Genomic DNA, 13981 nt, shown 5'->3' with positions numbered 1-13981 from the left:
CGGGTGATGTCACCCCGGACGCACCCGAACCGGGCAGCCGGAGACGTGAGCCAGGGCACACCTGCCGTATCGTTGAGGCGATCCAGCAACAGATCGGCAGGGCAGTGGCCAGGGAACGGGCAGGAGGCGGCCGGTGACCGTCGACGACACGAACTCCGGCGACGGCGTGGAGCCACCGTCGGGACCCTCGGTCCACTCGACACCGCATCACGAGGTCGACCACACGGCCGAGCCGACCGACGACCCGCTCGCCATCCGGCTGGAGGCCCTGATCCTGGGGGCCGACCGCCGCTACACACCCTTCCAGGCGGCCAAGACCGCCGGGGTCTCCATGGACCTGGCGTCCCGGTTCTGGCGTGCCATGGGCTTCGCCGACATCGGGCAGGCCAAGGCGCTCACCGAGGCCGACGTGCTGGCGCTGCGCCGCCTCGCCGGTCTGGTGGAGGCCGGGCTGCTCAGCGAGCCGATGGCGATCCAGGTGGCCCGGTCGACCGGGCAGACCACCGCCCGGCTCGCGGAGTGGCAGATCGACTCCTTCCTGGCGGGGCTGACCGAGCCCCCCGAGCCCGGCATGACCCGCACCGAGGTCACGTACCCGCTGATCGAACTGCTCCTGCCCGAGCTGCAGGAGTTCCTGGTGTACGTGTGGCGGCGCCAGCTGGCCGCCGCCACGGGCCGGGTCGTGCAGACCGGGGACGACGAGGAGATGGTCGACCGGCGGCTCGCCGTGGGCTTCGCCGACCTGGTCGGCTTCACCCGGCTGACCCGGCGGCTCGAGGAGGAGGAGCTCGGCGAGCTGGTCGAGGCCTTCGAGACGACCTCCGCCGACCTGGTCGCCGCGCACGGCGGGCGGCTCATCAAGACGCTCGGCGACGAGGTCCTCTTCGCCGCGGACGACGCGGGTACGGCGGGCGAGATAGCGCTCCGGCTGGTCGAGGCGATGGCCCAGGACGCCACGATGCCCGCGCTGCGGGTCGGCATCGCGTTCGGCACGGTCACCACGCGCATGGGGGACGTCTTCGGTACGACGGTGAACCTGGCGAGCCGGCTCACGTCGATAGCGCCGAAGAACGCCGTCCTGGTCGACGGCGCGTTCGCCCAGGAACTGACGCGGACCGGGGACGCGCCCGAGTCCGAGGCGAAGGCGGCCGAGGAGGTCGTGGCGGCGGCCGAGCGGGCGCGGGTGGCCGAGAAGGAGGGCCGGCAGTTCGAGGAGGCTCCGCTGCCGACGTACCGCTTCGGGTTGCAGCCGATGTGGCAGCGGCCGGTGCGGGGGCTGGGGGTCGTGGAGCCCTGGCTGCTGGCGCGGCGGGGGTCGCGGTAGCCGGTGGGGCGGCCCCTTGGTCCGTGGGCTCCGCCCCCGGGGCCCCGGTCCTCGATCGCGGGGCGGGCTTGTTTTGGTTGCGGGGGTGCCCTCAATCGCCGGGCGGGCTTGTTTTGGTTGCCGGGGTGCCCTCAATCGCCGGGCGGGCTTGATTTGTGCGCCTCGGGGGTTTGATTTGTGTGCCTTGGGTCGGCTTGGGACGTGGTCCTCGGACGGGTTCGTGGGGTGGCGCCTAGGATCTTCGGTAACGCTCGTTAACCGGAGGGGTGCAGCATGACCGTCACGTCGGAGCAGCGGTTCGGGGAGTTCGTTGTCGTGCGGCGGCACGCGGGGCTGGAGCACGTGGCCGAGCTGGTGCTCGACCGGCCGAAGGCGATGAACGCCGTGTCCACCGACATGGCCCGCTCGATCGCTGCCGCCTGCACCGCGCTCGGGGCCGACCAGGGGGTGCGTGTCACCGTTCTCACCTCCAGTCATGAGCGTGCCTTCTGTGTGGGGGCGGACCTCAAGGAGCGGAACTCCTTCACCGACGCCGAGCTCGTGCGGCAGCGGCCCACCGCGCGGGCCGCGTACACCGGGGTGCTCGAACTGCCGATGCCGGTCGTCGCCGCCGTGCACGGCTACGCCCTCGGCGGCGGCTTCGAGCTCGCGCTGGCCTGTGACGTGATCGTCGCCGACCGTACGGCCGTGGTGGGGCTGCCCGAGGTGTCCGTCGGGGTCATCCCCGGCGGCGGCGGTACGCAGCTGCTGCCCCGCCGGGTCGGTGCGGCGCGCGCCGCCGAGCTGGTCTTCACCGCGCGGCGGGTGGAGGCGGCCGAGGCCAGGGAGCTGGGCCTGGTCGACGAGCTGGTCGACGCGGGCCGGGACCGGGAGGAGGCGCTGGCGCTGGGTGGCCGGATCGCCGCCAACTCCCCGGTGGGCCTGCGGGCCGCGAAGCGGGCGCTGCGGCTGGGGCAGGGGCTGGACCTGCGTGCCGGACTGGAGGTGGAGGACGCGGCCTGGCGGTCGGTGGCCTTCTCCGGGGACCGGGCCGAGGGAGTGGCCGCGTTCAACGAGAAGCGGAGGCCGGACTGGCCCGGCGAGTGAGCCACCGTACGCCGTGAAGATCATCAGCGCTGTCAACTGATCGAAACGCCGTGAACCTCCCTAAGCTGGAGCGATGGCTGGTGATGATGTGCGGCTGCGGGCCGTGGTGTCGCTCGCGCAGATGATGGCGGCGGCCTACACCCCGCGCGAGTCGTGGCTGGCCGCGGCGCGGGGGGCGGGCGAGGCGCTGGGGGGCACGTTCGCGGCCCTGTCCGTGTGGGAGCGGGACCGGAGCAGGCTGCGGGTGCTGGTGAACGCGGGGGAGCGGGCCGAGGGGGAGGCGGAGTTCCCCGAGGAGGAGGCCTACCCCGTGCACCAGTTCCCGGAGATCACCGAGTTCCTGCACGAGCGATGGGCCGGCGGCGGTGAGCCGGACGCCTGGGTGGAGACCGCCGACGGCGTTCCGGCCGCCGGGGCCCCGGCCCGGGGAGCCAGGCCGTACTGCCGGCAGCGGGTCGCGGCCCTGCGGCGGCGCGGCCGGGGCTGCTGCGTCGTGGCGCCGATCGTGATGCACGGGCGGGCCTGGGGCGAGCTGTACGTGGCGCGTCCGGCGGGGGCGCCGGTCTTCGACCGGGACGACGCGGACTTCGCGACCGTGCTGGCCGCCGTCGTCGCGGCGGGCCTCGCGCAGACCGAGCGGCTGGAGGAGGTCCGCAAGCTGGCCTTCACCGACCCGCTGACCGGCCTCGCGAACCGCCGCGCCGTCGACATCCGGCTCGACGAGGCGGTGGAGCGGCACCGCACCGAGGAGGTCGTGGTCAGCCTGGTCGTCTGCGACCTGAACGGCCTCAAGGCCGTCAACGACACCCATGGCCACGCCGTCGGAGACCGTCTGCTGGAACGATTCGGCTCCGTGCTGTCGCTCTGCGGCGCGATGCTCCCCGACGCCCTCGCGGCGCGGCTCGGCGGTGACGAGTTCTGTCTGCTGACCGTGGGGCCGTCGGCGGACGACGTGGTCCGGGTGTCCGAGGAGCTGTGCGCGCGGGCCGTCGCCCTGGAGCTCGGCGACGGGGTCGCTTGCGGGGTCGCCTCGACCGGCGACGACATCGGTCCCGTCGGGTCAGCGCGCCGGCTCTTCCGGCTGGCGGACGCCGCCCAGTACCGGGCGAAGGCGGCGCACTCCAGGAAGCCGGTGGTGGCCGGGCGGGACGGCGAGGTGCTCCGGCTGGCCGACCACCCGCCGGGTTCCCCGCACGACCGTCGCGGACTGCGCGGCAACCCGCCTCCGGGCACGCGCTGACGGGGTGGTGAGTGGTCCGCCTCGGACCACTGGTGACATGCCGGGTTTCAGTCCGTAGGCTTCTGAATATGAATATGCACACAGTCGTGGTGGGGACGTCCGGTACCACCGCCGAGGACGTCATCGCCGTGGCCCGCGAGGGCGCCCGGGTCGAGCTCTCCGCAGCCGCCGTCGACGCCCTGGCCGCCGCCCGCGAGGTCGTGGACGCGCTCGCCGCCAAGCCCGAGCCGGTCTACGGCGTCTCCACAGGCTTCGGCGCCCTCGCGAGCCGGCACATCGGCCCGGGCCTCCGGGCGCGGCTGCAGCGCAACATCGTCCGCTCGCACGCGGCGGGCATGGGTCCGCACGTCGAGCGCGAGGTCGTGCGGGCGCTGATGTTCCTGCGGCTGAAGACCCTCGCCTCCGGCCACACCGGCGTACGCCCCCAGGTCGCGCAGACCATGGCCGACGTGCTCAACGCGGGCATCACCCCCGTCGTCCACGAATACGGCTCGCTCGGCTGCTCCGGCGACCTGGCCCCGCTGTCGCACTGCGCCCTGACCCTCATGGGCGAGGGCGACGCGGAGGGCCCCGACGGCGTCGTACGCCCCGCCGGTGAGCTCCTCGCGGCGCACGGCATCACGCCCGTGGAACTGCGCGAGAAGGAGGGCCTCGCCCTCCTCAACGGCACCGACGGCATGCTCGGCATGCTCGTGATGGCCCTGGCGGACCTCAAGAACCTCTACACGGGCGCCGACATCACCGCCGCGCTCTCCCTGGAGGCCCTCCTCGGCACGGACAGGGTCCTCGCCCCGGAGCTCCACGCCATCCGGCCCCACCCCGGCCAGGGCGCCTCCGCCGACAACATGCTGCGGTTTCTCGCCGGATCAGGCCTCACAGGCCACCACCAGGATGTCGCGCCGAGGGTCCAGGACGCCTACTCGGTGCGCTGCGCCCCGCAGGTCAACGGCGCCGGGCGCGACACCCTCGCGCACGGCGCGCTCGTCGCCGGCCGCGAGCTGGCCTCGGCCGTGGACAACCCGGTCGTCCTTCGAGGGGGCACCTCCCGCTCGAGCGAAGCCGAGAGTGGGGGAGGCCGCGTGGAGTCCAACGGCAACTTCCACGGCGCGCCCATCGCCTACGTACTCGACTTCCTCGCGATCGTCGCCGCCGACCTCGGTTCGATCACCGAGCGCCGCACCGACCGGCTGCTGGACAAGAACCGCTCGCACGGGCTGCCGCCGTTCCTCGCCGACGACGCCGGGGTCGACTCCGGGCTGATGATCGCCCAGTACACGCAGGCGGCCCTGGTCAGCGAGCTGAAGCGGCTCGCGGTCCCGGCCTCCGTCGACTCGATCCCGTCCTCCGCCATGCAGGAGGACCACGTCTCCATGGGCTGGTCCGCGGCGCGCAAGCTCCGTACCGCCGTCACCAACCTGGCGCGGATCGTCGCCGTCGAGCTGTACGCGGCCACCCGCGCCGTCGAACTGCGCGCCGCCGAGGGCCTGACCCCCGGGCCCGCCTCGCTGGCCGTCATCGAGGCGCTGCGCGCCGCCGGGGTCCAGGGGCCGGGCCCCGACCGCTTCCTCTCGCCCGACCTGGCCGCCGCCGACGCCTTCGTACGGGAGGGGAAGCTCGTCGCGGCCGCGGAGAGCGTGACCGGGCCGCTGGCCTGACCCGCGGGACCGGCACGGGGAGAGGGCCGCCGCACACGTGCGGCGGCCCTCTCCCCTCGTACGTACGTCAGAAACCGGTGCTGAGCGTGCCGCCCCGGCGTACCGAACAGGCGACGAAACCCGCACCGACGCACAGGAAGGCCGTGCCGCCGATCAGATACGGAGTGGTGTCCACCCCGGCACCCGTGTCGGCGAGTGTCTCCTGCTGGACGGTCTCCTCGGTGGAACTCCCGTGTGGGGCTTCGGCCGAGGAGCCTGTGGAACCGCCCCGCGGCCCCGTTCCGTCCGTCGCGTTGGCGGAGGGGACGAACCAGAGAGCGCAGAGCAGGGTGCCTGCCGCTGTGGTGGTCAGCAGCGTGCGACGAGCGATGGACACAGAATCGATCCCCTTGCGACAGCCATCAGTTAGCCCCGTGGGCCGATGCTAAGCAAAGCAGCGGGTCGGAGGAAACCCGCAGGTCCCGGGAGCCTTACGCTCCGGCGTATGAGCACTTCAGAGACAACCGGATATGTTCGGCTTCGCGTGGAGATGGTGCTGCGGATCACCGACGCCGACGCGCTGACCGGCACCGCACTCGAAAGCATCGCCGCCGACTTCACGCCCTCGGGCACCTCGGCCGGTGAGTCCGCCGAGGAACGTACGCATGCCGAGGAGACCGTCAGGGAAGACGGTGCTGAGGCCCTCGCGTCACTCATCGACCCCTTCGACCTCGTGGGCCAGGTGCCGGGGGTCGAGCTCGCCCAGGCCTCCTGGAGCAGCGAGACCATCGACTACGACCCGGACGCCGAGGACTGGGTGGCCGGGGAGGACGACGACGAGGCCTACTACGGGATCGAGGACAATGAGACGGGCGACGAAGAGGGCGGCGGCGGAACGGAACGCTGACACGGTCCGGCGGTTCTGCCGGCCCGCGGGAACCGCCACGGCCGGGGACGCGTCGATGAGTGGTGTTCCCCACATCTTCGACGGATGTGGAACGGAAGACCCGTACAGGGTGTTCTTGGAACATTGACGGGGGATCGCCGTCAGGCGACCTCGTCCGGGGATGTTGGGGATTCGGCAACGATGGAGAATCGTGTGATGACGGACAGCAAGCGGCGCCGGGGCCTCATGGCGGCGTCCGCACTGCTCGGCGGCGTGCTGGTGCTTTCGGCCTGTAGCGACGACGGTGGTACGGGGGGCGCGAGCGCCGACAGCTCGAAGACGTCGCAGGCACAGGTGGACGAGGCGGCCGCCAAGGACGCCTCCGAGGCGCAGATAACGATCGCGCCGAAGAACGGTGCCACCAACGCGAGCATCAACAACGCCGCCATCGTCACCGTGGCCAAGGGCAAGCTGACCGAGGTCACCATGACCACGTCGGCCGGAGAGGCCGTCGAGGGCACCCTCGCCGCCGACGGTTCCAGCTGGAAGCCCAGCGGGCAGCTCGAGCGCTCGACCACGTACAAGATCAGTGCGACGGCGGCCGACTCGAAGGACCGTGAGGCGCACGCCAACAGCTCCTTCACCACGGTCTCGCCCGAGGACAGCTTCATCGGGAACTTCACGCCCGAGGACGGTTCCACCGTCGGCGTCGGGATGCCCGTCTCGATCAACTTCAACAAGGCGATCACGAACAAGAAGGCCGTCCAGGACGGCATCACCGTGACGTCGAGCAGCGGCCAGGAGGTCGTCGGCCACTGGTTCAACGCCCAGCGCCTGGACCTGCGCCCCGAGGACTACTGGCAGGGCGGCTCCACCGTCACGCTGAAGCTGGCGCTGGACGGCGTCGAGGGCGCCGACGGCGTCGTGGGCGTGCAGCAGAAGACGGTCACCTTCAAGGTCGGCCGCAACCAGGTCTCCACCGTGGACACCAAGGCGAAGACGATGACCGTCACCCAGGACGGCAAGACGATCAAGACCATCCCGATCTCCGCCGGTTCGTCGGAGAACCCGACGTACAACGGCGAGATGGTGATCTCCGAGAAGTTCAAGGAGACCCGCATGGACGGTGCGACGGTCGGCTTCACGGACGACGACGGCAAGGGCGAGTACGACATCAAGGACGTGCCGCACGCCATGCGCCTGTCCACGTCGGGCACCTTCATCCACGGCAACTACTGGGGCGCCAAGTCGGTCTTCGGCAGCGCCAACACCAGCCACGGCTGCGTCGGCCTGTCCGACACGAAGGGCGCCGACGACCCGGGCACGGCCGGAGCCTGGTTCTACGACAACTCCATGATCGGCGACGTGGTCATCGTCAAGAACTCCCCGGACAAGACCATCTCCCCGGACAACGGCCTCAACGGCTGGAACATGAGCTGGTCGGAGTGGACGGCCGGCTCCGAGGCCTGATCCCGTAGCCGAGCCCCATCCCCCCGTTCCGAAGGCGGCGGCACCCCGGTCCACCGGGTGCCGCCGCCTTCGGCGTGTGCGCCCCACCTCGACGTGCGCGCCCCGCGAAGGTTCTCATCCAGCTCTCATCGCAGACTCAACTCCTCATCACGCCCGCTCCATAGCTTCGCGCCATGTTCTTCACCTACCTCCGGCGCGAGCTGCGCCGCCGCAGAAAGGCGGCGCTCGTCGTCGCCTCGGGGCTCGCCCTCGGTATCGCGCTGGTCATCATCGTCAGCTCGGTCTCCTCGGGCATGAGCAAGGCCCAGGACAAGGTCCTGGAATCGCTGTACGGCCTGGGTACGGACATGACGGTGACCAAGGCCGCCGCCGCCCAGGGGTCGGGCACCGAACGCCCCCGGTTCGAGTTCGACGCCAAGGACGACGACGAGGCGACCCAGAGCACCGACCGGGTCATGGTCCAGGGCTTCCAGACGCTAGCCTCCAGCACCGTCACGAAGGTCGGCGAGCAGGACGGCGTCGCGGACGCCGTCGGCGGGCTGAGCCTGACCGTCATGAAGGTCGACGGCCAGTTCCAGCGCGGCGAGTTCAAGCAGGACGAGAGCGCGGGACAGGCTGGCCCCGGCCAGGGCGGCGGCCGGCCGCAGGGTGAGGTCCAGGGTGGCGGCGCCTCCTTCGACGTCAACTCCTTCACCGTGTACGGCACCGACGTCACCCAGCAGGACCTCGGTCCGCTGACCTCCTCCGCGATCACCGAGGGCCGTACGTTCAAGGCCGCCGAGACCGACGCCGAGGTCGCGGTCGTCGACGCCGCCTACGCCAAGGAGAAGGAACTCGCGGTCGACAAGACCGTCACCATCTCCGGCACCGAGTACACGATCGTCGGCATCTCGACGGCGGACAGCGCAGACGCCGCCGCCAACGTCTACATCCCGCTGAAGCAGGCACAGACCGTCGCCGACTCCGAGGACAAGGTCACCACGGTCTACGTCAAGGCCGCGGACTCGCAGCAGATCGACACCGTCAAGGCCGCCATCCAGAAGAACATCTCCGGCACGACGGTCACCACCTCCGCCGACCTCGCCGACACGGTCTCCGGCTCCCTCTCCACCGCCTCCGACCTGGCCTCCAGCGTCGGCAAGTGGCTCTCCGTCGCCGTCCTCGTCGCCGCGTTCCTCGTCGCGGGCCTGCTCACCTCCTCGGCGGTCAGCCGCCGCGTACGGGAGTTCGGCACCCTCAAGGCACTCGGCTGGAAGAGCGGCCGCGTCACCCGCCAGGTCATCGGCGAGGCGCTCGTCAACGGCCTCATGGGCGGCGTCCTCGGCATCGCCGTCGGCCTCGCCGGCGCGTACGCCGTGACCGCCGTCAGCCCCACCCTCACCGCCCAGCTCGGCTCCTCGGGCGGCGGTGGCATGGGCGGCGGCCCGATGGGCGGAGGCGGCCGGCAGGCCGCGGCCAAGACCCTCGACATCGCGCTGACCGCACCGGTCTCGCTGACCACGATCCTGACCGCCGTCGCCCTGGCGGTGGCCGGCGGACTCGTCGCGGGTGCCTTCGGCGGCTGGCGGGCCTCCCGGCTGCGCCCGGCCGACGCCCTGCGCCGCGTCGAGTAGCACGGCCCCCGGGCGCACCCGGGACCACGCCGCCCGGCCCCTCCCCTCCTTACGTACAGCAGGAGTCCACACGTGTACCAGCTCAGTGGCGTCACCAAGCGCTACATGCGCGGCAAGACCGCCGTCGACGCCCTCGCCGGTGTCGACCTGACCATCGAGGACGGCGGCAGGCTCGTCATCCAGGGCCCGACCGGCGGCGGCAAGTCCACCCTCCTCCAGATGCTCGGCGGACTCGACCGGCCGACCGCGGGCACCATCGAGCTCGACGGTGTCGATCTGGCGAAGCTGCCCGAGTCCCGGCTCACCAAGGTCCGGGCGGAGTCCATCGGCTTCGTCTTCCAGAGCTTCAACCTGATCCCCACCCTCACCGCCCAGGAGAACGTGGAGACCGCGCTCGTCCCGCTCGGCCTCGGAGCGAGGACCCGTCGGGAAAGGGCCGCGGAGGCCCTCGAATCCGTGGGCCTCGGCGACCGCCCCACCCACCTGCCCGGCGAGATGTCCGGCGGCCAGCAACAGCGCGTCGCGATCGCCCGGGCACTGGTGAAGCGGCCGAAGGTGCTGCTCGCCGACGAACCCACCGGCAACCTCGACGAGTCCATGCGCGACGAGATCATGGACCTGCTCGACGGTCTGTGGAAGGAGCACGGGCTGACCTTCGTGATGGTCACCCACGACAGCTCCATCGCCCGCAAGGCACCCCGGGTGGCCACCATCCGCAAGGGCAAGGTCACGGTGACGGAGAACGCGGCCGCCTGAGCCCCCTCCCCAGGCCGCACCGAGGCCCGCCCCGACGGGGCGGGCCTCCGCCGTGCGCGGCGCGGGGCCCCGGACGCCCGCGCTGTCCCCGTGGCCCTGAGCGCCGGTACCCTCACAGCCGAGCCCGTCCGGCTGTGAGTTCCGCCGCCCCGCAGGCCCCGCGCACGGGGTGCCCCGCGGCCGGCATGTGGATGCCGATGAAGATCTTCGGTGGGTACTGGGACAATTGGCCGGTGCAACGGTTCCGTACGTTCCCGGGAGCAGCGTCGCTCCCAGGGGGCTCTCCTCCGGGAGGAGGACCCGCGGCGCCCCAGGGACGGGAGCGCCGACGCGCATGACGCCCACCCACGGAAGGTCTTGATCAGATGCCGGCCAGCCCCGCCTCCGTCACCCCGAACACCGCCGAGAGCCGTGTCATCGAGCCGCTGTACGCCCAGATCCTCCGCCGCAACCAGGGCGAGCGTGAGTTCCACCAGGCGGTGCGCGAAGTCCTCGAAACCCTCGGCCCGGTGCTGGCGCACCGCCCGGAGTTCGTGGACGCGCGGATCATCGAGCGGATCTGCGAGCCCGAGCGGCAGCTCATCTTCCGGGTGCCGTGGTCGGACGACTCCGGCGACATCCACGTCAACCGGGGCTTCCGCGTCGAGTTCTCCAGCTCGCTCGGCCCGTACAAGGGCGGACTGCGCTTCCACCCCTCGGTCAACCTCGGGATCGTGAAGTTCCTCGGCTTCGAGCAGATCTTCAAGAACGCCCTGACCGGTATGCCGATCGGCGGCGGCAAGGGCGGCGCGGACTTCGACCCCAAGGGCCGCTCCGACGCCGAGATCATGCGCTTCTGCCAGTCCTTCATGACCGAACTCCACCGCCACCTGGGCGAGTACACCGACGTCCCCGCCGGTGACATCGGTGTGGGCGGCCGGGAGATCGGCTACCTGTTCGGCCAGTACAAGCGGATCACCAACCGCTACGAGTCCGGCGTCCTCACCGGCAAGGGCCTCGGCTGGGGCGGCGCCCTGGTGCGCACCGAGGCGACCGGTTACGGCTGCGTCCTGTTCACCGCCGAGATGCTCCGCAGCCAGGGCGACAGCCTCGACGGCAAGCGCATCGCCGTGTCGGGCTCGGGCAACGTCGCGATCTACGCCATCGAGAAGGCCCAGCAGCTCGGCGCGACCGTCGTCACGTGCTCGGACTCCGGCGGCTACGTCGTGGACGAGAAGGGCATCGACCTCGCCCTGCTCAAGGAGATCAAGGAGACGGGCCGGGGCCGCGTCTCCGAGTACGCCGTGCGGCGCGGCGCACACGTGCGGTACGTCGAGGGCACGGGCGTCTGGAACGTCCCCGTGGACGTGGCACTGCCCTGCGCCACCCAGAACGAACTCCACGAGGCCGACGCCCTCACCCTCGTACGCAACGGGGTCAAGGCCGTCGCCGAGGGCGCCAACATGCCCACCACCCCCGAGGCCGTCCGCGTCTTCCAGGAAGCGGGCGTCGCCTTCGCCCCGGGCAAGGCGGCCAACGCGGGCGGCGTGGCCACCAGCGCCCTGGAGATGCAGCAGAACGCCTCGCGCGACTCCTGGACCTTCGCCCACACCGAGCAGCGCCTCGCCGAGATCATGTGCCACATCCACGACTCCTGCTACACCACCGCCGAGCGCTACGGCAGCCCCGGCAACTACGTGGTGGGTGCGAACATCGCGGGCTTCGAGCTCGTCGCGGACGCGATGCTGGCGCAGGGCCTCATCTGAGCGACGCCCCAGGCGTCGACGGCCCGGGGCGCGGCGCGCGCCCCGGGCCCGGCCCGACCTGCGGGTTCCGTGATCACCCTGTGCTCGCGCGGACCGGCCGCACCGAGAAGAATGCCTGCTCCGAGCACGTACAAGGGGTGGGGAACGTGGACACTGCGGGACGCTGGGGAACCGTGCTGGCGCTGACGTCGGTACTCGTCGGCACAGCCGCGTGCGGCACGGGGAACGACGCGGAACCGGGGGAGGCCGTCTACGGGCAGCCGCTGGCCGACCAGTTCCACGCGGCGACGGAGGCGACGCGCGAGGCGGGCACCGCCGCCTTCGTCTCCACCCTCACGTACGGGACGAACACCGGTGACGCCGTGCAGCGCACCGAGGGAAGCCTCGACTACACCGAGGGGACCTCGCTCGCGACCGTCAGCCTCGAGGTGGACCGGCGCTTCCACCGGACCGCCGCCCAGTTCGTCGGGGAGCCGGGGACGACCGTCGAGCAGACCCTGGCCACCGAGGGCGACGACGTCTACGTACGGCGCGGCGGCGCCGCCTGGCTGCGCTACACGCCCGAGGCGATCACGGGACTCGGCGAGGCGACCCGGGGGGTGGCCGCGCACGCCGCGGGCGACGTGGCACCGTACAGCGGCACCCTCGCCGACCTCGTCCCCCGGACGATCCCCCGCCAGGCACCCGAGCGGCAGACGGACGGCAGCCGCCTCTACCGGGTGACCGCACTCCCCGAGACCGTGTCGGAGATACTGCCCCCGGAGCTCCGTACCGCCGGCGGCGGTCCGGTGGAACTGACGGTGGTGCTCGATCCCGAAGGCCGGCTCACCGAGGTGACCGCCGACCTCGGGCCCGTACTCGTCGGTCTGCACGAGGAGAACGCTCCCACCGGAGCCATCAGGACCCTGCGCGCCACGTACGAACTCAGCGCGTTCGGCAAGCCGGTCCGGCACCGGAAGCCGGCCGAGGGCGTAGAGGACGCGCGGAAGGCGCTGGCCCCCGTGAGCGGCCTGAAGGCGGGACAGTGCGCCGCCACCGACACGGGACTCGGCGGCAGCGGGGTCGTACGCCCGGTCGACTGCGCGGAGAGCCACGACATGCGGGTGCTCGCGCAGACCGAGGTCGACCGGTCCTTCCCCGGGGACGCGGCGGAGAAGAGCGGGGACACGTACGCCGACGAGCAGTGCGGGCGCGCGCACGACAGGGCCCCGGCCGCCTGGCTGCGCGACGCCGTCGACAAGGACGGCTACTCGTACCACGGCTCCTCCGAGACCACGGTCTCGGTGGACGAGAAGGGCACCGGGACGACGGTGACCGGCGCCTACACCTGCTACGTCGTCACGTCCTGACCCGTACCCGTACCCGTACCCGCGCCCGCACCCGTCACGCCGTGACGGCGACAAGCCGGCAGCCGTACTCGGAGCCCTCGGGCTCACCGAGCCTACGAATGACCGGCGTAGGTCCGCGCGCCGCAGAACGGTGGACAAGCCGAAGGCCGGGGGGCGGGAGCCCGGCGCCCTCGTGGTGGCTACGGTCAGGTGGTGTGCGGCGCTACGTGACGCGCCGAGCAGGGCCTTCACCTCGCGTAGTCGGGCCCGGAACCCCCATCCGCAGCCCCCTCTTCGAGTGAGCGGTCAGCGCTCGGTGTCCGGCCACACGGCAAGGTGCGGGAATGCTCATGCAGGACCCGGTGCACAAGGCCGTGGTGCGGGTGGTCGGGTCCAGCGAGGGCATGAACTCGGGACCGTGCCCGGCTCGTTGTCAGGAGCGGGGTGCCAGTGCCGAGGCGCTTCGAGAACGGGAGCCCCGCAGGCCTCGCACACGGTGACCATCGCCCACACGAGAGCGGTGACCGCTGGCCGGCCGAGGGGCGCTCGCGGGGCGGTGCCTCGACGATGCGGTCGCGAGGCCGGCCCAGGTGCTGTCGGTCAGCGTCCAGTCGCTCATCGTGGCCGTCGTCGTGGATCTCCCGGCGGATCTGTCGATGGGCGTCCGCAGCCGTTACGGGGAACCGGCTCGCCCTCGGCGCATGGGCGGGACGGAGCGGCGCCCGGGGGGGGGCCGAAGCCCCCCCCGGGCCCCGCCCCCACCCCCCACGGCCCCCCCGGGGGTGGCGCGGCGCCCCGGGGGGCCCGGGGGGGGAGGGGGGCGGGCGGGGAGGCCCCGCCCGCGTGGCGGCGGGGGCGGGGCCGCGCAGAGGGGGGGGCCCCCCCCCGGGCCCGGTGGG

At 72.1% G+C, this 13981-nt stretch carries 11 protein-coding genes; 10 read left to right on the top strand and 1 reads right to left on the bottom strand.

Translation table 11 applies throughout. The features are described from left to right. Positions 1–133: 133 nt before the first annotated feature. The 4 genes from ACFWVP_RS28115 to hutH all read left to right on the top strand — a co-directional run bounded on the left by ACFWVP_RS28115 (position 134) and on the right by hutH (position 5305). Positions 134–1324, top strand: a complete 1191-nt coding sequence (locus tag ACFWVP_RS28115) for an adenylate/guanylate cyclase domain-containing protein (RefSeq protein ID WP_384500762.1) — start codon at positions 134–136, stop codon at positions 1322–1324. Positions 1325–1597: 273 nt separating this feature from the next. Next, entirely contained in the window at positions 1598–2410 is an 813-nt protein-coding gene (locus ACFWVP_RS28110) for an enoyl-CoA hydratase/isomerase family protein (protein ID WP_384500761.1), read from the top strand. Between the two features lie 73 nt (positions 2411–2483). Then, a complete protein-coding gene (locus tag ACFWVP_RS28105; RefSeq protein WP_384500760.1) occupies positions 2484–3650 on the top strand; it encodes a diguanylate cyclase domain-containing protein in 1167 nt (388 codons plus the stop codon). A gap of 68 nt (positions 3651–3718) precedes the next feature. Beyond that, complete coding sequence (gene hutH, locus ACFWVP_RS28100) at positions 3719–5305, top strand: histidine ammonia-lyase (RefSeq protein ID WP_384500759.1); 1587 nt, start codon at positions 3719–3721, stop codon at positions 5303–5305. A 67-nt stretch (positions 5306–5372) separates the two neighbouring features. Here the strand turns inward: hutH and ACFWVP_RS28095 are convergent, their stop codons facing one another. Further along, the gene (locus tag ACFWVP_RS28095; RefSeq protein ID WP_384500758.1) at positions 5373–5681 is read right to left on the bottom strand and encodes a hypothetical protein; all 309 of its coding nucleotides are present in this window, start codon (positions 5679–5681) and stop codon (positions 5373–5375) included. A gap of 108 nt (positions 5682–5789) precedes the next feature. Here ACFWVP_RS28095 and ACFWVP_RS28090 point away from each other — a divergent pair, with 108 nt between their 5' ends. The 6 genes from ACFWVP_RS28090 (at position 5790) to ACFWVP_RS28065 (ending at position 13103) form a co-directional block, all read left to right on the top strand. Next, on the top strand, positions 5790–6191 hold the full coding sequence (locus ACFWVP_RS28090; protein ID WP_384500757.1) for a hypothetical protein: 402 nt from the start codon (positions 5790–5792) through the stop codon (positions 6189–6191). A gap of 180 nt (positions 6192–6371) precedes the next feature. Beyond that, on the top strand, positions 6372–7640 hold the full coding sequence (locus ACFWVP_RS28085; RefSeq protein WP_384500756.1) for an Ig-like domain-containing protein: 1269 nt from the start codon (positions 6372–6374) through the stop codon (positions 7638–7640). A gap of 173 nt (positions 7641–7813) precedes the next feature. Beyond that, a complete protein-coding gene (locus tag ACFWVP_RS28080) occupies positions 7814–9253 on the top strand; it encodes an ABC transporter permease (RefSeq protein ID WP_384500755.1) in 1440 nt (479 codons plus the stop codon). Positions 9254–9325: 72 nt separating this feature from the next. Further along, positions 9326–10009 carry an ABC transporter ATP-binding protein gene (locus ACFWVP_RS28075; protein ID WP_384500754.1) on the top strand — a complete coding sequence of 228 codons (684 nt, stop codon included), beginning with the start codon at positions 9326–9328 and terminating at the stop codon, positions 10007–10009. A gap of 365 nt (positions 10010–10374) precedes the next feature. Further along, a complete protein-coding gene (gene gdhA / locus ACFWVP_RS28070) occupies positions 10375–11754 on the top strand; it encodes an NADP-specific glutamate dehydrogenase (protein WP_384500753.1) in 1380 nt (459 codons plus the stop codon). 146 nt (positions 11755–11900) lie between these two features. Next, positions 11901–13103, top strand: coding sequence for a hypothetical protein (locus tag ACFWVP_RS28065; protein WP_384500752.1), 1203 nt, complete (start codon positions 11901–11903; stop codon positions 13101–13103). Positions 13104–13981 lie beyond the last annotated feature (878 nt).

Source organism: Streptomyces sp. NPDC058637, assembly GCF_042717325.1.
Taxonomy (GTDB): Bacteria; Actinomycetota; Actinomycetes; order Streptomycetales; family Streptomycetaceae; genus Streptomyces.
Note: the sequence above shows the minus strand (reverse complement) of the source record. Positions and strands in the feature narration are given on the sequence as shown.

Excerpts from the sequence above, each read along its gene's own strand:
- ACFWVP_RS28110 (WP_384500761.1), top strand. The coding sequence starts at position 1,598 with ATGACCGTCACGTCGGAGCAGCGGTTCGGGGAGTTCGTTGTCGTGCGG.
- ACFWVP_RS28105 (WP_384500760.1), top strand. The coding sequence starts at position 2,484 with ATGGCTGGTGATGATGTGCGGCTGCGGGCCGTGGTGTCGCTCGCGCAG.
- hutH (WP_384500759.1), top strand. The coding sequence starts at position 3,719 with ATGAATATGCACACAGTCGTGGTGGGGACGTCCGGTACCACCGCCGAG.
- ACFWVP_RS28090 (WP_384500757.1), top strand. The coding sequence starts at position 5,790 with ATGAGCACTTCAGAGACAACCGGATATGTTCGGCTTCGCGTGGAGATG.
- ACFWVP_RS28085 (WP_384500756.1), top strand. The coding sequence starts at position 6,372 with ATGGAGAATCGTGTGATGACGGACAGCAAGCGGCGCCGGGGCCTCATG.
- ACFWVP_RS28080 (WP_384500755.1), top strand. The coding sequence starts at position 7,814 with ATGTTCTTCACCTACCTCCGGCGCGAGCTGCGCCGCCGCAGAAAGGCG.
- gdhA (WP_384500753.1), top strand. The coding sequence starts at position 10,375 with ATGCCGGCCAGCCCCGCCTCCGTCACCCCGAACACCGCCGAGAGCCGT.